Raw genomic sequence first — 22577 nt, forward strand, 5'->3', positions numbered from 1 at the left:
CCTTAACTGTGCTTTAGACGTGAGATTTTTGAAGCGTCTGTTTTGCAGATTTAACCGTATTGTGAGCAAGCATCGTAATGGTCATAGGTCCTACGCCTCCAGGAACAGGCGTTAAGTAGCTGGCAACTTCCTTTGCCTCATCAAAATGAACATCTCCGCAAAGCTTCCCGTTTTCTAAACGGTTTACCCCTACATCAATAACAACTGCTCCTTCTTTAATATCTTTTCCACCAATAAAATTAGCCCTTCCTACTGCTACGATTAAGATATCAGCCTGTTTTGTTAATTCTGAAAGGTTCTTGGTTCTGGAATGACAATAAGTTACAGTTGCATTTTCATTCAACAGCAATTGACCAACTGGTTTCCCAACAAGGTTGCTGCGTCCGATCACTACAACATGCTTACCAGTTAACTCAACATTTGTTATTTTTAATAATTCTACGATACCAGCAGGAGTGCACGGCAAAAATGTATCCTGCCCAGTTAACATTCTCCCAACATTAACAGGATGGAAACCATCCACATCTTTTTCAGGTGAAATTTTCTCAATTACTGCTGTTTCATTAATATGCTTGGGCAGAGGCAGCTGTACCAAAATACCATGAAACCTAGAATCTTGGTTATAATTTTCTATGACATCCAATAGTTCTGTCTCAGAAAGTGTTTCCTCAAAATGCTCCAATTTAAAGTGTACACCAATTTCCTCTGCTGCTTTTTGTTTCCCTCTTATATAAGAAAGAGAAGCAGGATCATTCCCGACTAAAATCACAACAAGACCAGGAGTTAGACCTTGTTGTGTTAATTTAGCGACTTCATTTCCAAGTTCTTCTCTCTTGTTTTTTGCTACTTCCTTACCATTAATAATTTCTGCAGTCATATTTTCTCCTCCTAAACGTTATTGAAGTTCTAAACTTTTCTTAATGTTAGAGAGGACGCCATTTATAAATCGACTTGATTTATCGTCACCAAACGTTTTGGCAAGCTCGATCGCTTCATCAATCGAAACATTATGGGGTATTTCTCCAACAAATATCATTTCATAAGTTGCCATTCGTAAAATAGCTCGATCTACATTTGCGATCCTATCAATCGTCCATTTGACAAGATGGGGCTTAATTTGATCATCGATTTCTTGTTTGCGCTCTAACGTTCCGTAAACAAGCTGTTCCATAAATGGATCAGATTCTGCTTCGTCTAATGCATGCTCAATCGCTTCTTTTGGTTCGATATCACTTACATCAATTTGAAACAACGCCTGTAAAGCCTTTTCTCTCGCAGTTCTACGCTTCATTTTTTTTACTCCTTCAAAAAAATGTCGAAATGTCATAAAGTGAATCTTCCATTAGTGATGGTTTGCCAGAGGCCCACAGGATGTGGGTCACACAGACGTTGCCACGAATGTGGCACTTTTAGTCTGTGTTCCTCTTATCAGACCTTATAAGGCAATTTTCCTCCCAATTTCCTCTGAAGATTTGAACCCTGATGTCTATTAAAAGGCATAAAAAGATCATATCATATATCATAAAATGTAGCATATCAAAAATAAAGGGTTATCAGTAAAAACCGAATATTCAATAGAGCTTCCCTCTAAATATTCGATTCCAGAGTTGATAAGCAGAAATAAAGGGAGGTCCCTGCATATATCGACAAGAATATGAAAGCGTTGTTCTTAAACCCATATTAAGGATTAGCTTATGATATATATCCTTTAGCATGACATAAATAACAATATGCTCTTTTTTATTTAGTCCCAACCAATAAATTCTTATCCTATTTAAAAAACCAAAGGAAACTTTTCCTTTGGTTTCAGACTCTCCTACATTTCTTGGTCAATCTCAATTTCCGTACTTTTCATTGATTCAAATTGAACTCCGACCACATGAATATTAATTTCGTTTATTTCAAGAGCCGTCATGTTTAATAAAGCTTGACGGATATTGTCCTGAATTCCTTGTGCCACATTAGGAATGGACACACCAAAATTCATGACACAATAGACATCTATCACGATACTATCATTAGATAGTTCGACTTTGACACCCTTGCCGTGATTTTTCTTTCCTAAACGCTCCACTACTCCTGAGGCAAAATTACCTCTCATTTGTGCTACTCCATCAACTTCAGAAGCCGCTATACCTGCAATGACCTCTATGACCTCAGGAGCGATTTCTACTTTTCCTAAACCGGTTTCTTCAGGGCTCATCTCTAACAATTTGTTTGTTTCCTTCAAGGTGAAGCACCTCCAGATTGTATTTAAACAATTAAGAAGGGAATATATCCCAATTTAATTTAGGATTCCATCACTTTATGCAATTCTAAAAATTTCGTATTGAAATCTCCGCTGACGAATTTTTCATGATTTAATAGCTTTAAATGAAAAGGTATCGTAGTATGAATACCATCAATAACAAATTCACTTAATGCCCGCTTCATTCTCGCGATTGCTTCATCTCTTGTTGCTCCATATGTAATTACTTTCGCAATCATTGAGTCATAAAAAGGCGGGATCGAATAGCCTGGATATACTGCTGAATCCACTCTAACACCTAAACCACCAGGCGGCAAGTACATGACAATCTTACCAGGGGAAGGCATAAAGTTCTTCTCTGGGTTTTCAGCATTTATTCTGCATTCTATTGCCCATCCGTTAAAGGTAACCTCTTGCTGCTTAAGCGAAAGCTCTTGCCCAGATGCTACTAGAATTTGTTCTTTGATCAAATCTGTCCCAGTCACCATTTCCGTAACAGGATGTTCTACTTGTATTCGAGTATTCATTTCCATGAAGTAGAACTTTTGCTCCTTGTAGTCAAAAATGAATTCAATTGTCCCCGCCCCAGTATAATTGACAGCTTTTGCCGCTTTAATGGCTGCTTGCCCCATTTTATCGCGTACTTCAGGTAATAATGCCGGTGAAGGCGTTTCTTCAATTAGTTTCTGCAGACGTCTTTGGATTGTACAATCACGCTCACCAAGGTGAATAACATTTCCATGGGAATCCGCCATCACTTGAATTTCAACGTGTCTGAAATCTTCGATATATTTTTCAATATAAACTCCCGGATTTCCGAAAGCTGTAGCAGCTTCCTGCTGTGTTATTTGAATGCCTTTTTTCAATTCAGCTTCGTCCCGCGCTACACGAATTCCCTTTCCTCCACCTCCGGCAGTTGCTTTAATAATAACTGGAAAACCAATTTCTTCGGCTAATGAAAGTGCTTCTTCAGCGTTTTTAATAATACCTTTTGAACCAGGTACTATCGGTACACCAGCTTCACGCATCGTTTCACGTGCGATATCCTTTGTGCCCATTTTTGTGATCGCATCGGCACTTGGCCCGACAAAAATGACATGGCATTCCTTACATAGCTCTGCAAAATCGGCATTTTCAGCAAGGAATCCGTATCCAGGGTGGATCGCTTCACTGCCTGTGAGCTTCGCAACACTTACAATGTTTGTAAAATTTAAATAACTATCTTTTGAAGAAGTTGGTCCGATACAATATGCTTCATCAGCTAACTGAACATGCAGTGATTCCTTGTCAGCCTCAGAAAAGACTGCGACAGTTTCAATTCCAAGCTCTTTGCATGCCCGAATAATACGAACGGCAATTTCTCCTCTATTTGCTATAAGTAGTTTCTTAATCATAAACTCGCTCCTAATCTTCCTTAACAAGGAATAACGGTTGGCCATATTCAACTAGCTGCCCGTTTTCAACAAGAATCTCAACGATTTCCCCTTTTACCTCAGCTTCGATTTCATTGAACAGCTTCATTGCTTCCACAATACAAACAACAGAATCTTCTTTTACTATCGTTCCAGCGGATACATACGGATCTGCCTCAGGTGAGGAAGAAGAATAAAACGTTCCTACCATCGGGGAAGTAATTTTATGTAAATTTTCATCCTCTTTTACAGGACTCGGTTCAGGTTTAGCAGCCTGAGTTTCTGCTGTTCCTTGATTCGGTTGTCCCATTTGAGGTTGTACAACCGGCTCAACAACTGGCGCCTCCGAAGCTGCCACACTGCGCACAACTGTTTCTGTTTCTTTAGACTGCTTTTTCAATTTAATTTTTGAGCTCTCATACTCGTATGTAAACTCATCGATTGATGAACAGTCAATCAGTTTGATCAGTTCACGAATTTCTTGAATTTTTAACATGCTGGGCACTCCTTCAAGTTCTTATTCTAAGCCATTAATATTATAGGCTAGTACTAAAAGTAAGTTCTACACCTACATCTTACGCTATTTATTAAGTATAATTCAATATGAAAACTTAAAAAGTGGTCTGACCACCTAAAAAGCCTGCTCCTCCTTATTATAAAATAGTTCAATGAATTTTAAAATGGTTCGTCAAAGAAGCCGCAAATTAGGAGGCTTTCCGCTTTGCATTGGTGCCCTATATAAAGGTTTGGGCGTTCAATTGAAATATTGTGCTGTTATCGGAATAATTGCATTGTAATCGATTTTTTGCACCGTTACCAGAATATTTGTACCGTCTTCGGATTTTTTGCTCTGTTCAACCGCTATAATTGGTTTGTTAGAAAAATAATTAAACACAATTGCAAAAAAATGTTTAACTATACAATAATCTCGGTTCAATCGCCATGCAGATTTATAGCTTAGAACTTCTGATGGACTTTAATGTATTAATGATTTATTTATTCTGTAAAACTAAAAAAGGCACCTGAGACTTCATCAGGTACCCATAATAAATTTATTATTCAACGGGATCAAATTGAACGGCTACATCCTCTAAGTCATCGATCTCTTTATTGACAAGCATGATAATGTCATTTGCTTTTGAAGCGGAAAGTTCTTTTGCTTTTACTGTGATTTGCACATCTTTTCCATCTGCGCGTACTAAAGCATCTTCATAGCCCTCTGATTTAATTAAAGTTTCCAAAACATTTTCTTTGTTTGCGATTTCAGAAAGTTCTTTCATGTCGTCATATGCCCGGCTTTTTTCAGCAGCAGATGCTTCACTGCTAACCACTATTGCTTGAAGTTCCTCTTTTAAGCGATTTCTGGAGTCTTCCAGCTCTAAACGCAAAGTTGTAAACAATTCATCATCAGATATAGTCGAGAATTCACCGCCATTTTCAAGCTCTTCCGTGTTCACTTCAGATTGCTCTTTTGTTCCTTCTTCTTCAGGCTGTTTACCTTCTTTATCTTCTTTTCCTTCCTCTGCTCCTTCTTCTGCGCCCTTATCTGCTCCTTCTTTTTCTCCTTCAGCTTCTCCTGCTTCTTTTTCACCTTCAGCTTCCCCAGCTTCCTTTTCACCTTCTGGAGCTTCCTCTTCCTCTGCTTTTTGATCTCCTGTCATCACTAATTCGTTTGATGGATCCTCAGGAGATGTAATGTAATAGACCGACAGGACAACCACTAAACTAAGCATTGTAAGTAACCAAACTGTTTGTTTCTTTAACATCATTTATGAATCCTCCTTCATTTTTTTCGGTGCAACTGCCACACGGTGGCTGGCAACTCCAAGCGACCTCGTAACAGCTTCCACGATCGTTTTTTTTATTTGAACGTTGTCAGCTCCTTTAGCGACAACGAGTACACCCCTGATTTCAGGTTTTTTTGTTTGCAGCACAATTGGCGACTCATTTTCCCCATCTCTTATAATGACAACTTGTTCATCTATTGATTGGTCCTCCACTTTTCGCTCGCCGCCGCCTTTGTCTGTTTCATTTGTGACTTGGCTTTGTGTGACTCTGTTTTTTTCAAGTACTTTTAACGAGGAAGCATCTACATTCACAACAACTGATACGTCATCAACTCCGATGATTGTCTCTAAAGTATCTTTTAATTGATTTTCATATTCTTTCTCATAGTCTCCAATTGTGATAGAGTCCCCGCCTTTTGTTTGCTTAAAAACTTCCTTATCTTCCTTTGCTTCTTCAGATTCAAAATTGGCAGCTGGCAAGGATGAGGAGGCCTCTTCGTCTTTCGTTAGGAGGTTTCCTACCAGCATAAAAGCAATTCCAATTACAAAGACAATGATTAAATAGTGAAATTTTGATAGTTTTTTATTTTCACCCTCTGTTTGAGGTGGTGAAAATAATTGTTTAAGTTTATCTAGGAAATTTTTTTTATTGTCCATTACCTCTCTTCTCCTCCTTTCATAAAGACTGTAATTTGTTCTTGTTCTAGTTCCCAGATGTTTGCCAAGTGAGAGGTTATTTGGGCTTTTTTCTTTTCCTGCCGATGATGAACTGATTCATTTTCTTTAGAAGGATTTATTTCAATCGGCTGGATTGCTTCAACAGCGGCTGAATCCTGTTTTTCAGAAATGTGGACTTCAATAGCAGCTAATTCTAATTCCTCTTGAGAAGTAATGTCAGGCTGTTTCTCTTTTGATGTAAGGATGACTTTATCAATCGTTGCATCATAGGAATCCGCAAGCTCCTTATTTGCCGCATTTTCCATTTGGACAGCCATTTCTTCTAAAATATATGCACGTTGTGAAGCTTGTATTTCTTTTTTCTGTAATTCAATTGAATTTTTTATTTCATTATTTTGAGCTGACTCAAATTTTATCTTTGAAGCTATTTCGTTAAAATCCATAGAGAAGATTTGAAAGATGGGGGTTAGAATGACGACAATGAGCAGTAAGCTAATCACCATCTTTGCATATTTTTGCATACTTGAGTTTGGAAGCAATAACTCTATGATGATCGCTAATAAAATAAAGAGAATAATACTTGTGATCCATTCAGTTAAAAAGCCCATAAATCCCCACCTACCTCACCATAAGGGTTAAATTCCCTGCAGCAATAATAACGGTCAAACATAGAAAGAACATGAGAGAAACGATAGCAAGCGCAGCAAAAATATAAATGACACTTTTACTAATAATGTCCAAGCAAGCGATAATGGGACCCCCGCCTAATGGCTGCAGGATCGCCGCAGCAAATTTGTAGATGAAAGCAAGCGTTAATACTTTTAATGCAGGAAATGCGGCAATACATAAGAGAATGACAACACCCACAATCCCTACTGTATTTTTCAAAAGAACGGACGCACTGATGACTGTATCTGTTGCATCTGTAAACATCCGTCCGAGAACTGGAATGAAGTTTCCGGTAATAAATTTTGCTGTTCGAATGGTAATGCCATCTGTTACAGCTGCAGATGCTCCTTGCACAGAAATGACACCTAAGAAAATAGTTAAAAATGTTCCAAGTAGACCGATCCCAATATTCCGAAGCAATTGGGCAAGCTGAGTTACTTTGTATTGATTCGTTAATGTACTGACTATACTGAGAAGTGCAGATAAAAATAATAGAGGTAAGACAATATTCTGGATTAGCAAACCGCTTGTATTCATCAGGAAGAGAATGACCGGATGAAAAAAGGCAGCCGATACAATCCCGCCTGATGAGGCCATTAATGCTAACAATAATGGAATTAATGCGAGAATAAAGCTGGTCATTGTCTCTATTGCTTGAGAAGTATATTGGATTGCGATATGAAAGCTATTTAAAGCAATAATGATTAACACCATATATACGATCGCATATGCAACCTTGCTAACAGTACTTTGCTCAAATGCATTTTGCAGCAGCTGCAGCAGCATACTAAAAACGGTTAATAGAATGAGAGTCCCCAGAAGCTTCCAATTCGCCACCAATTCGTGAAAAAGATAATGTAAAAGTGCCTTAAACCATTCCTGTGGTGAAAGCTCTTTCTCTCCACTTAAAAATTGCAGCAAGCTCCCTTTTTGGCTCTCTGGTAAGAATCCGCCATATTCTGTCATGATGTCATCCCAAAATTGCCGAATCTCATCCACACCCAGGTTGTCCACTTGCTGCTGGACAAAGGCTTGGTCTATTTGATCTTCACCCTGCTCTTGTTCAATAGTCTCATTCGTTTGGGCTTCACGCTGCTCTTGCTCCAAAGTCTCATTCGTTTGGGCTTGTACATTTGTTGGAAATAAGAAAAAAAACGCTAATAAAATAAGTCCGCCTATTTTTTTCACCTTGTCACCCCCCTTCAGCATTTACTTATCCAGACAGTATTTAAGCAGGTGGAATCAAATTAATAATCGTTTCAATAATGACCGTTAAAATCGGTATTGCCATGGCGAGAATTAAAATTTTGCCTCCTAATTCTATTTTTGATGCTATCGCACCTTGCCCAGCATCCTTTGTTATTTGGGCGCCAAATTCCGCAATATAAGCAATCCCGATAATTTTCAAAATAGTTTCTACGTAGATTAAGTTGACATTTGCATTCACCGCTATTTTTTCGACCATTCGGATGATGACGTATATTTGATCGACTAAAAATAGAAATATCACGCAGCCAGTAAAAACGACTAACATAAAAGCAAAGGTTGGTTTTTGCTCTTTTACAATCAAAGCTAAAAAGGTAGCAACAAGACCTAAGCCGACAATCTGAATAATTTCAATCGTCAAGCCCCCCTTATCCTTGGAACAAGAAGACTGCTTTTATTTTTTTAAATAAATCATCTACGATCGTAGCAACCATAAAAAGAATATAAATAAAACCTAGCAAGGTAACCCATTGGGCATACTCCTTTTTGCCCATTTGATCTAAAATAGTGTGTAAAAACGCGACTACAATGCCTACTCCTGCAATTTGGAAAATAATATTGACGTCGACTCCCATCGCTCGTTTTTCCCCCTGACTATTCACTACATCAGTAAAATGATTAAGAGTAAACCAGATAAAAACCCTAAGCTTTTCACCATCCGCTCGTATCTTTGCTGCTTATCGATTGCATCTGCCTCTTCTCTTTCCAAATGAGTTAAGGCAAGACGGATATGTTTTTGCTGCGAAACCCTGTCATGCTGGCCTAATGTCTCGCCAAACTGCCTTAAAACCTCAAGTTCTCCTTTTTTAAAAGCTGTTAACTTCCAAATTTGATCCAAGCTGTCATCCCACGCTGTTTTTACACTTGTGTGCCCTTTAGTCAGTCTTTTGGCAAATCGTTCAAAAAACCATGATAGCGGTTTTGCTGTTTGTGATGCGATATGCTCTGCTGCATCCTTTAATGGTGTATGGCCATACATAATTTCAGCTTCGAGGGATTGGAGCGCCGCCTTTAATTGTCTTAACTGTCTTGGTCTTTCACTTAGGTGTCTCGCAGCTTCAAATCCTGTCCAAGTAGTCGCCAGTACAATGAATACTGCTCCAAGAAGTTTTATCATGTTGTCACACCCATTTCGTTAGAGAGGAGATTTGCTCCATCTTGATTTAAAATCCTTTTCACAGTACCTGGACCTTTTATCCTCGATAACTCGATGTATCTATCAAACACTTTGTTTTGAATAAGCGGCTTTAAAGTCGGCCGTTTATATAAATCTTCAATTGAATACCCATGGACACTGACAAATAATTGAACTCCAGCATGGACACATTCCATAATCGCTGCTGTATCTTCTTCTCTTCCAATCTCGTCTACTACAAGAACATCGGGACTCATGGAACGGATCATCATCATCATCCCTTCAGCTTTTGGGCAGGCATCAAGGACATCAAGACGTTCCCCAAATGAATGTTGAGGTATGCCGTGGACGGAACCAGCAATTTCTGATCGCTCATCCACGACCCCTACCTTGTGAGCAGGGCTATGGTTTGTACCTATGCTAATTAAGCGGGCAAAATCTCGCAGCAAGGTTGTTTTCCCTGTTTGGGGAGGACCAATGATGAGAGTATTCAACCACTTCTTTTTAAAAACATAGGATTGAAGCGGATCTGCTAACCCTAATTTTTCTTTTGCCACACGTATATTAAATGATGTGACTTCTCTTATAGCCTTTACTTTGCCTTCCTCTGTAATCACTCGTCCTGACAGTCCTACTCTATGTCCGCCTTTAATCGTTACATAACCTCTTTTTAACTCTTCTTCAAGAGTGTATATAGAGTAACCACTTAATTCGTTCAAGATCATAAGGCCGTCTTCCAATGTAGTTCTATAGGAGAGAAATACTGGTTTACCCCCTGTGATAACTTCGACTCTCTTCGTTAATCGGATCCTAATTTCTTCAATTTGCTCTATTTGATCCAGGCGAAGGCTCAGCAAATGATCACGTATATTAGCAGGCAACATTTCAAGGATTGTATTCAAGCTTAATGCCCCCCATCCCGCCGTCTATTATTTTCAATGTATGCGAGCTTGGCCGCAATATGCCAAGCTCTTGTAACAGTGAATTTAAAAAAAGATAGTGAGACTCACAGAAAATTTATTTGTATATCCCCACTAAAATAAAAACAACACCGATAAAGATAAATAGCAGCTTTGAATATGAGATGGAATCAGCTATTTGAAAAATTCCGATCGTCATAGTCGCGATAAATATTAGCGGACCTATAATGGCAAGCGCTGAATTCACAACGATCGCTTTTCGTACATCGTTTAATAGAAGCATGACTACTGCTGCTGCTAATTCGATTGTTGCAGATAAAAAGCGAAGCCCTGCCATTGCTAAGACCGTATGATCGATTGAAGAAAATAGTCGTCTCATCATATCCTCCTATTACACGGCTAGTACATGTTATGCAGGAAGGACAAGTTTTAGAAAGAAAAATAAAATATAGAATTTTCTGAAAATGTGGTAATATAAGAAAAAGGGGGAAAACATGTTGAATAATGGCTTTGAATTATATTATCTCTATGAGGCACTGCAGTGGATTTTATCAGCTATCATTTACCTTGTTTTACCATGTGTTTTTATTTTCAGAAAGGTAAAGAAAACTTAATGATTCAAACGGAGCTCAGGTGGCCGTTATGTACTTTGATCGAGGGCAGGTCAAGCCTCATGAAGATGCATTAGAGGATTGCCTTGTAAGGCCTGGGCTCCGGCCGGCCGTACCGTTTTTATTCCTGACTGCATTAAAATCTCGTCCATAAGAACGGGACAACAACAAAAGCGAAAGTGTTTTGTACAGCCTAATGATGGAATGGCCGCTGGAGCTGGAAAAGATTAAGCCATTTAAATAAAGACCACATATTAAAGAAACCTCTCTGCAACACATGCAGAGAGGTTTCTTTAATTTATGACTAATTAAGCACGGGAAACATAAGAACCATCTGTTGTATTAATGACTAGACGATCTCCCTCATTTACGAAGAATGGAACGTTAACTACAAGTCCTGTTTCTACGGTTGCCGGTTTAGTACCGCCGGAAGCCGTATCACCTTTTATACCAGGTTCAGTTTCTGTTACTTCAAGCTCAACTGTATTTGGAAGTTCTACACCTAATGTCTCACCTTGAAACATCATAATTTGAACTTCCATGTTTTCTTTTAAAAACTTTAACTCATATTCAATTTGAGCTGCGTTTAATTCTAATTGTTCATATGAAGCTGTATCCATGAATACATGCTGATCTCCATTTGCATATAGATATTGCATTCTTTTCGTTTCAATTTGTGCTTTTGCTACTTTTTCACCAGCACGGAAGGTTTTCTCTTGAATCGCACCTGTACGAAGGTTGCGAAGCTTTGAACGAACAAATGCCGCTCCCTTTCCAGGCTTAACGTGTTGGAAATCTACTACACGCCAAATCCCCCCATCCACTTCAATTGTCAAACCAGTGCGAAAATCGTTTACAGAAATCATTTTATTTCCTCCTATGTACCTGTTGTTTCAGTTAAAATTCACCCGTTTATAAAATAATCAACTCTTTTGGAGAATGAGTTAAGCATTCGTTGCCGGTTGCAGTTACAACCGTATCATCTTCAATTCGAACTCCGCCGATCCCGGCTAAATAAATCCCTGGTTCTACAGTCACAACCATGCCCGGTTCTAAAACAGTATCAGACTTTATAGAAAGAGCAGGCCCTTCATGAACTTCAAGTCCAATCCCATGTCCTGTAGAGTGTCCAAAATACTCTCCATAGCCCTTTTCTGTAATATAGTCTCGTGTTAATGCATCTGCTTGTTTACCTGTAAGACCAGCTTTAATGCCGTCCATCCCGCTGATTTGAGCTCGCAGAACAATCTCATATATCTCTTTTAGTTTTTCAGAAGGTTCTCCGACAGATATAGTTCTGGTAATGTCTGAACAATATCCGTTATAGTATGCACCAAAGTCCAGTGTTACAAAATCCCCTTTTTCAATTACTTTGTCACTTGCCACACCATGAGGAAGAGCAGAACGGTGGCCTGATGCAACAATGATATCAAAAGAGGAAGAAACGGCACCTTGCTTTCTCATATAAAATTCAAGTTCATTTGAGACATCTAATTCCTTTAAACCTGGTTTTATAAACTCGAGGATATGTTTAAAGGCTGAATCCGCAACCTTAGCTGCTTCCTTTAATATCTTAATCTCTGCATCAGTCTTAATCAAGCGTAATTTTTCAATTGCTCCTGAAACCGGAATAAGCTCTACACCCTCAAATGCCCTTTTATATTCTGCAAAGGCTGAAAATGTCACATGGTCTTGTTCAAAGCCAAGCTTATTTATCCCAAGATGTTTCACTTGCTCTGCAATTTCTTCTACAATCGGCCCTCTATGTTGAACAATGTTAAAGCCTTCTATCTGCTTTGAGGCTTGCTGGACATATCTAAAATCTGTAATAAAAGCTGCTCCTGATTTAGAAATAACAGCTACGCCGGCAGTTCCGGTAAAGCCTGTCATATAACGACGATTATAACTGCTTGTAATTAATAGTCCATCAATTCCTAACCCCTCAAAAGACTCCCGAATTTTCTCAATCTTCATCCAAATCTCCCCCTATTTTATCCAACAATGCCAGTAATGCCAGCTGATACCCGAAAAATCCCAATCCGACAATTTGTCCTTCAGTAACTGGTGCAGTCACCGAGTGATGACGGAAGTCTTCACGCGCATGAACATTTGATATATGGACTTCAATAACCGGCAGTGCGATGCTTGCAATCGCATCTCTAAGAGCATAGCTATAGTGAGTGAAGGCTCCCGGGTTTATGACGATCCCATCGTATTGATCCTCTGCTTCATGAATCGAATCAATTAAGTCTCCTTCATGATTTGACTGAAAACATGTCATATCAAAACCATATTCTTCTGCTAACGAAAATAAATCTTGTTCTAAATCCACCAGCGTTTTACTTCCATAAACACCTGGTTCTCTTAACCCTAGACGGTTTAAATTAGGTCCATTTATTACAAGAAAATGCGGCATAACATACTCCTTTTGATAGATTCTATGGGCGGACAATATAAATAAATGCGCCTTTTTTAAGCAATATCTAATTAGGGCAAAGCGCCCTCCTACCGGCGAGGCATTATAATTATTCTGTAACCTTCTTGTCAGATTGGTTTTGTGGACCTCAGGGGGGCTAGGCGCTGGAGCTGGACAGCAATAACTACTTTTATTGTGTTAACAATTTAATCAACTCAAACTTCTGAAACTATAAAAAAGAATGTTCACACAATGAACATTCTACCATAAGTTACCTTCAACAGACTACTTTATCCCACTCCTATCGGGCATACAATTTCAGCTCAAACTTTTAATTAAAACAAAGAGGGATCAGTTTGAGACTTACTATTATCAGTGAGGGCATTAGGAACGAACAAAAATCTATTGGCGTTTTTTCTGGCTCTTCCCCATCGATGGAAGCTTCACTTAATGCCAGGGTTTGTTGCCCTTTCTAATTTTTCTGTTGTAAGCTCGTTGTATTCAAATGAAATCGAGTATCCTACAAAAACACCGAACAAAATATATAAACAAACGGTTGTGACAATTGTTTCTCTTTTTAGCTCCATTACTGTTTTTAAATCTGGAAAGATCGGATTTAGAACAAAATATACAAGTCCCCATAATGCAATCCCATAGCCAATTCCAATCCATAATTTATTAAATCTTTTTAGGACAGCATAGTAGGCAATTGCTGCCCCGACACCAAGAACGCCAATTAGTACGATACTAACAAAATTCCCCAACGTCCCATCTTTCCACGAACCAAGAATAAATGGCTGAAGCAGCAAATTCGGACTTACCTCAGAAAAATTAAATATGTATGCAATATACCCAAAAAGACTCCATAAAATGCCGCCAAAAAAACCTGTAACCATCACTCGGCCGAGAAAAGAAATTGGTTGTTCTTGTTTATTCTGTTCAAATCTCGGATTTTCTTTCATTTCTTCATTCTGATGTTTTTGTTCTTCTGACATCAAAAGCACCTCCTTATCGTAGTATGTCCATCTTTTTCAGATTATTAGGATTTAAATGCTGGAGCTAACAATAAATTGGAGGATCTTTTTATTTATTCTAGGCCCAGGTCGTAAACTAATCAGTAAAAAACAATCTTTCTTTTTGTTATTCTTATGCTTGTTGGTTTTTGTTAAAGGCGGTTCCGCTTTTCGATGGCCCATTCCAGCGCTTTGTTCAAATCGGACCATGATCTTCTCCGAGTTTTTATATTTAAATGAAAAAACTAAAAAAATAAATGATAAAATGAGTAAGTTTTTTTCTCGTGGGAATAATGATAGGTAAGAAAACATTTCCAACTTTGGATTTCTTCGAAGAAACTGTCTCCTCTGCCCTAGAGGTTTCCACGACTTTTTTGTAGAATAGATATAATAGAGAATTCTATAGGATTCTCTTAAATAAAAGCGTAAGGCTAGGCAGGTTGGTGTTGCATGACAGATAAAAAAAGAGGAGCCTATGGCGGGCAGGCTGTAATTGAAGGGGTAATGTTTGGTGGAAAGCATCATTATGTGACGGCTATTCGCCGCAAGGATGAAAATATTGAATATTTCCATCTTCCCAGAAAGAAAAACAAACATTTAACAGCACTAAAAAAGATTCCTTTTATAAGGGGGATTGTAGCCATTTTAGAGGCAAGTGCAAATGGGACGAAACATTTAAATTTTTCTTCAGAACGTTATGAACTAGATCCGAGCGAAGACCATACAATAAAAGAAAATCAAAAAGAGTCAAAGCTGACAATGATATTGGGTGTTGCCGCAGTTGGAATTCTTTCATTCCTATTCGGTAAATTTATTTTCACACTTGTCCCGGTATTTTTAGCCGACCTAACAAAACCTGTTATTCCTTCTCATTTGGGACAAATAGTAGTGGAAGGTTTCTTCAAACTTATTTTGTTGCTCGCATATATATATGCTATATCGTTTACGCCGGTTATTAAGCGTGTTTTTCAATATCACGGAGCTGAGCATAAAGTAATCAATTGCTACGAAAGCTCTCTACCTTTAACAGTGGAAAATGTACAGATGCAATCACGGTTGCATTACCGGTGCGGCAGCAGTTTTATTTTGTTTACAGTGATTGTAGGTGTTTTTGTTTATTTGCTTGTTCCAACTGATCCATTGTGGGTTAGAGTTTTAAATAGAATAGCTCTTATTCCGGTTGTTTTAGGAATTTCATTTGAAGTATTACAATTAACGAATAAGCTTCGCAATATTCCAGTCTTAAAAACATTAGGCTATCCTGGTTTATGGCTGCAGCTGCTTACAACGAAAGAGCCTGCTGATGATCAGGTAGAAGTGGCAATCTCAAGCTTCAACGAGTTGCTTCGAATGGAAAATGAAACAGAGAAAGGCCACTCTGAGCAAATCGTTTAAATTTTTTATAAGTTATTTGGGAGGTGTTTGAATGAAACGTCGTTTACATCCTTTAGTTCTCATCCTGATTGGTTTTGCTTTATTTGGCTTTGGCTATCAATTAATATTTAACCCCGGCTCAATTGTGCGAATGCTGGCCGTAATTGCAGCTGTTGGTGTGATCATTTATTTAGTCGTCCGATATATGATGAAAAAAAGAATGGGAAAAGATTATTCTTCCTATGCAAAAGCAGCCAAACAATCACGAAAACGATTGAAAAAGCGAACTCAGGCAGCGCCTACCCCGATAAAATCTATACAAACTCATAAACGCACTCAAAAATCATCGGCCATAAAGAAGAAACGGCAAACTCATTTGACCGTAATTGAAGGAAAAAAAGGAAAAAAGAAAAATAGAGCGTCCTTTTAGAACGCCCATCTTTTTAAAAAATCCTCTGTTTTTGCTTTGCCTAGCTCAATAAGAGCTAGTTTTTTTTGTTCTGTCATTTCAAATTCAGTAGATAAAATTGTATCTACAGGGATAAACACAATATTCCGCTCATGTCTCGAGGCAATATGTCTAGAATCATGAGCATCCTTCATTGTTTCAAAAAGCGCTCCATACATTTCGATTGCATTTTGAATCTTATTTTTAGGCCGTTCTTCTTCGTTAGCACTTAATTTCACCCCAATGATGGGGCGTAGAGATTTCTTTTCCTTAAAAAGCCAGATGGGGAAATTACTCAATACTCCACCATCAACAACAATACTTGTTCCATCTGGGGTGGTCAGTTTGACCGGTTCGAAAAAATAAGGCAAGCTGCAGCTCATTCTTACGGCTTTTGCAACAGAAAATTGTTCTGGAATAAAGCCGTATGATGGTAAATCATCAGGCAAAACAATCATCCTGCCATTCGTTAAATCAGAAGCAATAACTTTTAGAGTTCCTCTTCGCAAATCGCCAAACGTTGAAACCCCTTTGGAGTGAAGCTTTTCATCGATCCATTCTTCCAATTTATTACCTTTGTACAACCCCAGCCGCCAGTATAACGAAAGCCATTTCATGAACTTAAAGGGAATCATCGTTCTCCTCTCATCAAGAAACTGCTTCAAATCCAGTTCTTCCATTAAATGCAGAACTTCAGTACTGGTATACCCCGCTGCAATAAAAGATGAAATAATGGAACCCGCACTTGTACCTGCAACACGGACAAATCGGTAGCCGCTGCTTTCCAAAGACTGATAGGCACCAACCAAAGCAAACCCTTTAATTCCCCCACCAGAAAAAACCCCGTCAATATACATCCTGGTCCCTCCCACGGCCACTCTTCTTCCCTACAGTGTAGTTTAGGGACAATTTTTTTAGACCTTGACAAGTTTAAGTTTCTAATGTAGGAAGAATCTATGGATCATATTTTGAGTCAATTAGTATGTAAATGAACGAATAGCTCTTGGTAACTTGAAAAGGATTAGGAGAACTAATGACAAGTCTCCCTGAAATCCCGCTTTCCCTTTTGGGAAGGATTGACTTACGTGCAGCTCAGTTTCGGTTAGACGCTTGAGATGGAAAACGAAGGATTCGTTTCATTCATGTTTTTTAACCTGAATCTAAAAAAACATGGGAGCTTCAGCCCATGTTTTCCTCTTCATTTCCTTTTTGTACGAGACGCAATGCTTTCACACGATGTTCCTCTTCTTCAAAATATTGAACAAGATCACCTATTCTATCGATTGCATTCCAGCTAATGTGATGTTCAATACCCTCGACATCATTATAAATCTTATCTTCATCTACTCCGATAATACGCATAAATTGTTCGAGAAGCTCATGGCGATAAACAAGTCTCTTACCAATTTTTTTGCCTTTTGCTGTTAAAACGAGACCTCTGTATTTTTCATAAACTAAGTATTCGTCTTTATCAAGCTTTTGAACCATTTTTGTAACGGAGGAGGGATGGACAGACAATGCTTCAGCGATATCAGATACCCTGGCATAGCCCTTATCTTCGATTAATATGTATATTTGTTCAATATAATCTTCCATGCTTGGTGTTGGCATGCGTTCCCCTCCAATGCTTTGCCAATCATAAATTTTACCGAGAAATCATTACAAGTGTACAATAGTTTCTTTGAAAAAACAAGCAATGTAAAGGGGTGAGCCTGCAAAGATAAAAGGATATTCATAACCACAAGAATAAAAATTCATAATAGATTATGCTATAAGGAAAAGGGTTGGACATTTTTCTCCAACCCTTCCTCTGTTATATTAAAGCCCGCACTTCAATTGTGCGCCGCAGCTTGTACATGTATTACAGCCGCCGATATCTTCAATTGTCCCTTCACGGCATACAGGGCATGTGTTGCCTACTTCATTTCCAATTGTGACGTCTGTAGAACGAAGATCACGGATTGTATCTACCAGGACAACTTTGCCTTTTTCCGTTTGACTGGATACTTCTTCAACAGCAGCTTCCTCATCAAACGTGTTTTCTTCCGCTTTCAGGGTAAGCACCTGAGAGTCCCGGCTTCCGTCAACATAGACAGTCCCGCCTTTTGCTCCCCCTTTGTATAACCGTTCATAAACTTTTTTAACCTGATCTACTGTATACCCTTTTGGTGCATTTACAGTTTTGCTGATCGAGCTGTCGATCCAGCGCTGAATAACACATTGTACATCAGCATGTGCCTCTGGGCTTAAATCCATCGCGGATATAAACCAGCTTGGTAGTTGGTTAGGATCTGCATCTGGGTTACGATCAAGATATTCTTGCACAATATCAGCTTTCACTTCAATGAACTTCCCTAAGCGTCCGCTTCTAAAATACGAAAAGGAAAAATACGGTTCAAGACCTGTTGAAACTCCGACCATGGTTCCTGTGCTACCAGTAGGAGCAACCGTCAATAAATGAGAGTTACGAATCCCATATTCTTTAATGCCATCACGTATATCTTCAGGCATTTTTTTCATAAAACCTGTCTGTATCATGGCTTCCCGTAGATGAGCTGTTTCCTCTTCAGACTCCCCATTTAGGAAAGGATAACTTCCTTTTTCTTTTGCAAGTTCGATCGAAGCTCTATATGCTGTTGTTGCGATTGTTTCGAAAACTTTATCGACCAGCTCATTCCCTTTCTCTGTCCCGTATTCTGTTTCACAATAAATGAGCAGATCGTGAAGACCCATCACACCTAGACCGACACGGCGTTCACCTAATGCTTGCTTTTTATTTTCCGCAAGGAAGTATGGAGTTGCGTCAATAACATTGTCTTGCATTCTTACTCCGACTTCAACAGTTCTTTTTAACTTCTCAAAGTTTACTTGCTTTGTTTCTTTGTCAGCCATTTCAGCCAGGTTAACTGCAGCTAAATTGCAGACAGAGTACGGTGCGAGCGGCTGCTCTCCGCAAGGATTGGTTGCAACTACTTTTTGACCATATGCTTTTGCGTTTGTCATGTCATTTGCGTTGTCAATAAAGAAAATACCAGGTTCAGCTGAATAAGTTGCACAAATATTTATTAAGTTCCAAAGCTCTTTTGCTTTGATCTTTCGGTATGTGCGGACTTTATGGCCAAGCTCTTCCCATTCGCGAACATCGCCAACTTTATGCCATTGTTCATTGTAAATTTTCATTTTTTCTTCGTCATAGCTTTCAACGTCTGGGAATCGAAGCTCGTATTCTGAGTTATGATCAACAGCTTCCATAAAATCTTTTGTCAAACAGACAGAAATATTAGCACCAGTTAAGAATTCAGCATTGTGAACGGTATATGTTCCACCTATTTTTAGCTTTAATTCTGCTTCTTTAATAATTTTCCCGCTGAATCCACCTGATCCTGGAATGCTTTTATAGTTGACAATTCCTTGATACATTTCAATTTCTTGCTGAGTTAGCGGTGTGAATTTCAATTTTTCCTCTGCTATTTTACGGATTGTTTCATCTTCTGTATTTTCAATTAAGTATCTTAAGATACGGGGATTTTGCATTTTAGAAATGATGAATTCGATGATATCAGGATGCCAATCAGCAAGCATAATCATTTGAGCCAAATAATGTTACGTTGATTCGTTAGATCAACTCTCTATGTCACCACAGAGTTCAGACCATATCTCACACGGTACCCGTGCCCCCGCACTTCGGAATCACTTGATCCCTACTCTACTTCCTTCCGTTTTAAAAACGTGGTTTCGATGGTCGTTGAACCTTTTCCTTATTCTAATGAAGAACTTAGGAACTTGGCTGCTGATTGTCTTTGTCTACTCACCGTTTTTCAAACCATACGTATGCTGTTTCCAGCTCCGCTTTGGCAGATAAGCCATCTAAAGACTTCCCAGCAATTCACGGGGATTTATGTCGACGGGCACTCTAAATGACCATACCGCGCCGTGAACCACCCTGCTCAACAAGATGGGTCAATTTAGCTATATCATCTAACCAGGAGACAGATCCTGATGATTTTCCGTTCACACCACGTGCCAAAGTGTTACGAGGACGAAGGGTTGAACCGTTTGTTCCGACGCCTCCGCCACGGCTCATAATTTCCATGACTTGTTTACGGTGCTCGGAAATTCCTTCTCGCGAGTCCTGCACAAATGGCATTACATAGCAGTTAAAGTATGTAACATCGGTTTCTGCGCCAGCACCATATAAGACACGTCCAGCTGGAATAAAGTTTAGGTTAACAAGTTCTTGGTAAAACTTTCCAAACCATTCTTTCCGTTTCTCTCTAGTAGTTTCAACAGATGCTAAACCTGTTGCATTACGTTTGGCAATTTGTTCATAATAGATCTCCAGTGGTTTTTCAATTACATCCAGGGATCGTTTGACAATACCGCTCTCTGTTTCTTCGGGCTTATCCAAAGCATGTTTATACTCTTCTTCCACTAGTACTTTTGCTGTTTTCTCTTCCCAGTTTATTTCTGTAATATATCCAAGGCCCCTGGCTGGGAATTTCGGATCCTCTTTCACAGTTAAAACGACAAAATCGCCAACAGACAAAGTAATTTTCTCCGTATCCTTGAAGGTATAGCGATCAAGCATAACAAGACGTGAAACCCCTTTATGGGTAATCTTCATGTCTTCAGTAATTGGATGAACCTGCGGGAAAACTGAGATATCTTTATTAAGCTTCTCAATATCCCATTTCATCCTTTCCGAAAACGCAACACTCATTGTAACAACTCCTTAGTGCTCTATATCTTTAATTACTTTTAAAAGATTATCATACTAGAGTTGTAAAATCAACGAAATACAACTATATATAGTAGTTCGTTTTTGGCAAGTAATACTATATATTGATATCGAGTCCATTCTTTATTATTTTGTCAAATTTAAAAGTAACTAATTGTATGAGAAACAATAAGAGAATGAAAGGAAATCGGGAGAAAAGACGATTTATGAAGAAATTTGTCAGTTGCAAAAGTCCTAGAGAATATGACACAGAAAACATTTCGCACAAAAAATTTTCTTTAAATATAGAACAAATGTTCTTGTTTGTCAATACAAAAAAGCAGCTATTTTTAAACGGGTTTTATAAAAGACCACGAAAAAGAAGCCTAATTCATACCCGAATTAAACTTCTATAATTATTACTTTTACAATTTTGTTCTTTTCCATTCGCTTATCTTTTATAATTCCATTCATCTGTTGCATATTTAACCATTGCTATATCTTCTACCTGTTGTCTTTCTTCGGATGATAATTCATATGGCTCTAACTCAATGTTCAACCCTTTTTCAAAACCTTCTTTAAAGGCTGCTTTCGCTTCCTCCATCGAAACCGGTTCGGCTCTTAGGGCATTAACCGCTACTGCTTTGTTTTTAAAGTTTCTCTGCATTCTTTCCCTTACACGATCGCTCGGATATTTAAAGAGGTCAAACAGCATATTTTCATCAATATCGAGCAGGATAGAACCATGCTGCAGGATGACCCCTTTTTGGCGTGTTTGTGCACTGCCTGCTACTTTTCTACCCTCAACAACCAGTTCATACCATGATGGAGCATCAAAGCATACAGCTGAACGCGGGTTCTTTAAACCTTGTTTTTCTTCTTCAGAACGGGGAACAGCAAAATACGCATCCAACCCTAATTTTCTAAATCCCTCGAGAATTCCTTCCGAAATAACTCTATATGCTTCTGTTACCGTTTGAGGCATTTCTGGGTGCTCTTCACTTACGATCACACTGTATGTAAGTTCTTTGTCATGAAGGACCCCGCGTCCGCCAGTTGGTCTGCGGACAAAGCCCAGCCCATATTTTTTCACAGCTTCCATATTGATTTCTTTATCTGCTTTTTGAAAATATCCTATCGAAAGAGTTGCTGGATTCCAACCATAAAACCGAATTGTCGGCGGTATCTTCCCTTCACTATGCCATTCCAATAGGGCCTCATCAAGCGCCATATTGTAAGCTGGAGAAGCATTTCCAGAATCGATGTACTTCCATTTTTCTATTGTCATAGATCATACCCTCTTTTTAAACGTTTTACACACTACATTTCAGTCTATCAAAAGTCTGAGAAATAGAAAATAAATGAGTCCTTAGCTAATGACTTTTTAACAAAGCTTTTATATAATTATCTTTGTCGATTTGTCTAAGTTCACTTGAACTTTCAATATAAATCTAGAAGGAGTCGAATTAGATTGTCACCAACATTTATTGTGCTTTACATTATTTTAGGGGCCATAATTGCTTATTCACTGTTCAATTTTTTTAATCAACGCCGAATTATGAAAACTTTAACAGAAGATGATTTCAGGGCAGGCTATAGAAAGGCTCAATTAATTGATGTTCGGGAGCCAAACGAATATGAAGGCGGTCACATCTTAGGCGCCCGGAATATACCCCTATCTCAAATGAAACAGCGGCATAAAGAAATTCGACCTGATAAGCCTGTTTATCTTTATTGCCAAAACACTGTAAGAAGCGGCAGAGCCGCTCAGCTTCTTCGCAAAAAAGGTGTTCAAGATTTATATACCTTAAAAGGCGGTTACAAACAGTGGACTGGAAAAATTAAGACAAAAAAATAACATTTTGACTGTTCCTGGATGGGAA

Annotated in this window: 25 protein-coding genes and 2 pseudogenes; 4 read left to right on the forward strand and 23 right to left on the reverse strand. The window is 38.6% G+C overall.

What is annotated here, in order from left to right:
- Nucleotides 1-13 precede the first annotated feature (13 nt).
- From folD to IC621_RS01060, 14 genes are all read right to left on the reverse strand, one after another.
- Nucleotides 14-877 (reverse strand): bifunctional methylenetetrahydrofolate dehydrogenase/methenyltetrahydrofolate cyclohydrolase FolD, encoded by an 864-nt coding sequence (gene folD / locus IC621_RS00995; protein WP_191154837.1) that lies wholly within the window; start codon nucleotides 875-877, stop codon nucleotides 14-16.
- An 18-nt stretch (nucleotides 878-895) separates the two neighbouring features.
- A complete protein-coding gene (gene nusB, locus IC621_RS01000) occupies nucleotides 896-1291 on the reverse strand; it encodes a transcription antitermination factor NusB (protein WP_191154838.1) in 396 nt (131 codons plus the stop codon).
- 525 nt (nucleotides 1292-1816) lie between these two features.
- Nucleotides 1817-2203 (reverse strand): Asp23/Gls24 family envelope stress response protein, encoded by a 387-nt coding sequence (locus tag IC621_RS01005; RefSeq protein WP_191155053.1) that lies wholly within the window; start codon nucleotides 2201-2203, stop codon nucleotides 1817-1819.
- Between the two features lie 86 nt (nucleotides 2204-2289).
- Nucleotides 2290-3642 (reverse strand): acetyl-CoA carboxylase biotin carboxylase subunit, encoded by a 1353-nt coding sequence (gene accC / locus IC621_RS01010; protein ID WP_191154839.1) that lies wholly within the window; start codon nucleotides 3640-3642, stop codon nucleotides 2290-2292.
- Nucleotides 3643-3652: 10 nt separating this feature from the next.
- Nucleotides 3653-4156, reverse strand: a complete 504-nt coding sequence (accB, locus tag IC621_RS01015; RefSeq protein ID WP_191154840.1) for an acetyl-CoA carboxylase biotin carboxyl carrier protein — start codon at nucleotides 4154-4156, stop codon at nucleotides 3653-3655.
- A gap of 559 nt (nucleotides 4157-4715) precedes the next feature.
- Nucleotides 4716-5426, reverse strand: coding sequence for a SpoIIIAH-like family protein (locus IC621_RS01020; RefSeq protein WP_191155056.1), 711 nt, complete (start codon nucleotides 5424-5426; stop codon nucleotides 4716-4718).
- A gap of 3 nt (nucleotides 5427-5429) precedes the next feature.
- A complete protein-coding gene (gene spoIIIAG / locus IC621_RS01025) occupies nucleotides 5430-6104 on the reverse strand; it encodes a stage III sporulation protein AG (RefSeq protein WP_191154841.1) in 675 nt (224 codons plus the stop codon).
- Nucleotides 6104-6733: a stage III sporulation protein AF gene (gene spoIIIAF, locus IC621_RS01030; RefSeq protein ID WP_191154842.1), complete on the reverse strand. Its 630-nt coding sequence runs from the start codon at nucleotides 6731-6733 to the stop codon at nucleotides 6104-6106. Before spoIIIAF ends, spoIIIAG begins: the two co-directional genes overlap by 1 nt.
- A 10-nt stretch (nucleotides 6734-6743) precedes the next feature.
- The gene (gene spoIIIAE, locus IC621_RS01035; protein ID WP_318152990.1) at nucleotides 6744-7982 is read right to left on the reverse strand and encodes a stage III sporulation protein AE; all 1239 of its coding nucleotides are present in this window, start codon (nucleotides 7980-7982) and stop codon (nucleotides 6744-6746) included.
- A gap of 40 nt (nucleotides 7983-8022) precedes the next feature.
- The gene (gene spoIIIAD, locus IC621_RS01040; RefSeq protein WP_191154844.1) at nucleotides 8023-8421 is read right to left on the reverse strand and encodes a stage III sporulation protein AD; all 399 of its coding nucleotides are present in this window, start codon (nucleotides 8419-8421) and stop codon (nucleotides 8023-8025) included.
- A 7-nt stretch (nucleotides 8422-8428) separates the two neighbouring features.
- Nucleotides 8429-8635: a stage III sporulation protein AC gene (gene spoIIIAC / locus IC621_RS01045; RefSeq protein ID WP_191154846.1), complete on the reverse strand. Its 207-nt coding sequence runs from the start codon at nucleotides 8633-8635 to the stop codon at nucleotides 8429-8431.
- A 26-nt stretch (nucleotides 8636-8661) separates the two neighbouring features.
- Entirely contained in the window at nucleotides 8662-9177 is a 516-nt protein-coding gene (gene spoIIIAB, locus IC621_RS01050; RefSeq protein ID WP_191154848.1) for a stage III sporulation protein SpoIIIAB, read from the reverse strand.
- Nucleotides 9174-10097, reverse strand: a complete 924-nt coding sequence (spoIIIAA, locus tag IC621_RS01055; RefSeq protein ID WP_191154850.1) for a stage III sporulation protein AA — start codon at nucleotides 10095-10097, stop codon at nucleotides 9174-9176. The genes spoIIIAB and spoIIIAA overlap by 4 nt, the downstream gene beginning before the upstream one ends.
- A gap of 115 nt (nucleotides 10098-10212) precedes the next feature.
- Nucleotides 10213-10494 carry a YqhV family protein gene (locus IC621_RS01060; RefSeq protein WP_191154852.1) on the reverse strand — a complete coding sequence of 94 codons (282 nt, stop codon included), beginning with the start codon at nucleotides 10492-10494 and terminating at the stop codon, nucleotides 10213-10215.
- A 263-nt stretch (nucleotides 10495-10757) separates the two neighbouring features.
- Here IC621_RS01060 and IC621_RS26800 point away from each other — a divergent pair, with 263 nt between their 5' ends.
- Complete coding sequence (locus IC621_RS26800) at nucleotides 10758-10880, forward strand: hypothetical protein (protein ID WP_263575974.1); 123 nt, start codon at nucleotides 10758-10760, stop codon at nucleotides 10878-10880.
- A 154-nt stretch (nucleotides 10881-11034) separates the two neighbouring features.
- Here the strand turns inward: IC621_RS26800 and efp are convergent, their stop codons facing one another.
- The 4 genes from efp to IC621_RS01080 form a co-directional block, all read right to left on the reverse strand.
- Nucleotides 11035-11592, reverse strand: a complete 558-nt coding sequence (efp, locus tag IC621_RS01065) for an elongation factor P (protein WP_191154854.1) — start codon at nucleotides 11590-11592, stop codon at nucleotides 11035-11037.
- A 46-nt stretch (nucleotides 11593-11638) separates the two neighbouring features.
- Nucleotides 11639-12700 carry a M24 family metallopeptidase gene (locus tag IC621_RS01070; protein ID WP_191154856.1) on the reverse strand — a complete coding sequence of 354 codons (1062 nt, stop codon included), beginning with the start codon at nucleotides 12698-12700 and terminating at the stop codon, nucleotides 11639-11641.
- On the reverse strand, nucleotides 12690-13142 hold the full coding sequence (aroQ, locus tag IC621_RS01075; RefSeq protein ID WP_191154858.1) for a type II 3-dehydroquinate dehydratase: 453 nt from the start codon (nucleotides 13140-13142) through the stop codon (nucleotides 12690-12692). The genes IC621_RS01070 and aroQ overlap by 11 nt, the downstream gene beginning before the upstream one ends.
- A 443-nt stretch (nucleotides 13143-13585) precedes the next feature.
- Nucleotides 13586-14137: a YqhR family membrane protein gene (locus IC621_RS01080; RefSeq protein ID WP_224752234.1), complete on the reverse strand. Its 552-nt coding sequence runs from the start codon at nucleotides 14135-14137 to the stop codon at nucleotides 13586-13588.
- 468 nt (nucleotides 14138-14605) lie between these two features.
- Here IC621_RS01080 and IC621_RS01085 point away from each other — a divergent pair, with 468 nt between their 5' ends.
- Complete coding sequence (locus IC621_RS01085) at nucleotides 14606-15550, forward strand: DUF1385 domain-containing protein (protein ID WP_191154860.1); 945 nt, start codon at nucleotides 14606-14608, stop codon at nucleotides 15548-15550.
- A gap of 31 nt (nucleotides 15551-15581) precedes the next feature.
- The gene (locus tag IC621_RS01090; RefSeq protein WP_191154862.1) at nucleotides 15582-15959 is read left to right on the forward strand and encodes an SA1362 family protein; all 378 of its coding nucleotides are present in this window, start codon (nucleotides 15582-15584) and stop codon (nucleotides 15957-15959) included.
- On the opposite strand, the gene IC621_RS01095 is transcribed toward IC621_RS01090, so the two are convergent.
- The 5 genes and pseudogenes from IC621_RS01095 to IC621_RS01115 form a co-directional block, all read right to left on the reverse strand.
- Nucleotides 15956-16834 carry a patatin-like phospholipase family protein gene (locus tag IC621_RS01095; protein WP_191154864.1) on the reverse strand — a complete coding sequence of 293 codons (879 nt, stop codon included), beginning with the start codon at nucleotides 16832-16834 and terminating at the stop codon, nucleotides 15956-15958. The genes IC621_RS01090 and IC621_RS01095 overlap by 4 nt on opposite strands.
- A gap of 322 nt (nucleotides 16835-17156) precedes the next feature.
- On the reverse strand, nucleotides 17157-17588 hold the full coding sequence (gene mntR / locus IC621_RS01100) for a transcriptional regulator MntR (RefSeq protein ID WP_191154866.1): 432 nt from the start codon (nucleotides 17586-17588) through the stop codon (nucleotides 17157-17159).
- Between the two features lie 207 nt (nucleotides 17589-17795).
- A pseudogene (locus IC621_RS01105) lies at nucleotides 17796-19571 on the reverse strand (vitamin B12-dependent ribonucleotide reductase); the annotation flags it as partial.
- 331 nt (nucleotides 19572-19902) lie between these two features.
- A pseudogene (locus tag IC621_RS01110) lies at nucleotides 19903-20697 on the reverse strand (ribonucleotide reductase N-terminal alpha domain-containing protein); the annotation flags it as partial.
- Nucleotides 20698-21145: 448 nt separating this feature from the next.
- Nucleotides 21146-21982 (reverse strand): lipoate--protein ligase family protein, encoded by an 837-nt coding sequence (locus tag IC621_RS01115; RefSeq protein ID WP_191154868.1) that lies wholly within the window; start codon nucleotides 21980-21982, stop codon nucleotides 21146-21148.
- A gap of 198 nt (nucleotides 21983-22180) precedes the next feature.
- Here IC621_RS01115 and IC621_RS01120 point away from each other — a divergent pair, with 198 nt between their 5' ends.
- On the forward strand, nucleotides 22181-22552 hold the full coding sequence (locus IC621_RS01120) for a rhodanese-like domain-containing protein (RefSeq protein ID WP_396652958.1): 372 nt from the start codon (nucleotides 22181-22183) through the stop codon (nucleotides 22550-22552).
- Nucleotides 22553-22577: the final 25 nt, after the last annotated feature.

This window comes from Metabacillus arenae (assembly GCF_014773385.1).
Taxonomy (GTDB): domain Bacteria; phylum Bacillota; class Bacilli; order Bacillales; family Bacillaceae; genus Metabacillus_D; species Metabacillus_D arenae.

Coding starts and splice junctions, on each gene's coding strand:
- folD (WP_191154837.1), bottom strand. CDS start 877: ATGACTGCAGAAATTATTAATGGTAAGGAAGTAGCAAAAAACAAGAGA.
- nusB (WP_191154838.1), bottom strand. CDS start 1,291: ATGAAGCGTAGAACTGCGAGAGAAAAGGCTTTACAGGCGTTGTTTCAA.
- IC621_RS01005 (WP_191155053.1), bottom strand. CDS start 2,203: ATGAGCCCTGAAGAAACCGGTTTAGGAAAAGTAGAAATCGCTCCTGAG.
- accC (WP_191154839.1), bottom strand. CDS start 3,642: ATGATTAAGAAACTACTTATAGCAAATAGAGGAGAAATTGCCGTTCGT.
- accB (WP_191154840.1), bottom strand. CDS start 4,156: ATGTTAAAAATTCAAGAAATTCGTGAACTGATCAAACTGATTGACTGT.
- IC621_RS01020 (WP_191155056.1), bottom strand. CDS start 5,426: ATGTTAAAGAAACAAACAGTTTGGTTACTTACAATGCTTAGTTTAGTG.
- spoIIIAG (WP_191154841.1), bottom strand. CDS start 6,104: ATGGACAATAAAAAAAATTTCCTAGATAAACTTAAACAATTATTTTCA.
- spoIIIAF (WP_191154842.1), bottom strand. CDS start 6,733: ATGGGCTTTTTAACTGAATGGATCACAAGTATTATTCTCTTTATTTTA.
- spoIIIAC (WP_191154846.1), bottom strand. CDS start 8,635: ATGGGAGTCGACGTCAATATTATTTTCCAAATTGCAGGAGTAGGCATT.
- spoIIIAB (WP_191154848.1), bottom strand. CDS start 9,177: ATGATAAAACTTCTTGGAGCAGTATTCATTGTACTGGCGACTACTTGG.
- IC621_RS01060 (WP_191154852.1), bottom strand. CDS start 10,494: ATGAGACGACTATTTTCTTCAATCGATCATACGGTCTTAGCAATGGCA.
- IC621_RS26800 (WP_263575974.1), top strand. CDS start 10,758: ATGTACTTTGATCGAGGGCAGGTCAAGCCTCATGAAGATGCATTAGAG.
- efp (WP_191154854.1), bottom strand. CDS start 11,592: ATGATTTCTGTAAACGATTTTCGCACTGGTTTGACAATTGAAGTGGAT.
- IC621_RS01070 (WP_191154856.1), bottom strand. CDS start 12,700: ATGAAGATTGAGAAAATTCGGGAGTCTTTTGAGGGGTTAGGAATTGAT.
- aroQ (WP_191154858.1), bottom strand. CDS start 13,142: ATGCCGCATTTTCTTGTAATAAATGGACCTAATTTAAACCGTCTAGGG.
- IC621_RS01080 (WP_224752234.1), bottom strand. CDS start 14,137: ATGTCAGAAGAACAAAAACATCAGAATGAAGAAATGAAAGAAAATCCG.
- IC621_RS01085 (WP_191154860.1), top strand. CDS start 14,606: ATGACAGATAAAAAAAGAGGAGCCTATGGCGGGCAGGCTGTAATTGAA.
- IC621_RS01090 (WP_191154862.1), top strand. CDS start 15,582: ATGAAACGTCGTTTACATCCTTTAGTTCTCATCCTGATTGGTTTTGCT.
- IC621_RS01095 (WP_191154864.1), bottom strand. CDS start 16,834: ATGTATATTGACGGGGTTTTTTCTGGTGGGGGAATTAAAGGGTTTGCT.
- mntR (WP_191154866.1), bottom strand. CDS start 17,588: ATGCCAACACCAAGCATGGAAGATTATATTGAACAAATATACATATTA.
- IC621_RS01115 (WP_191154868.1), bottom strand. CDS start 21,982: ATGACAATAGAAAAATGGAAGTACATCGATTCTGGAAATGCTTCTCCA.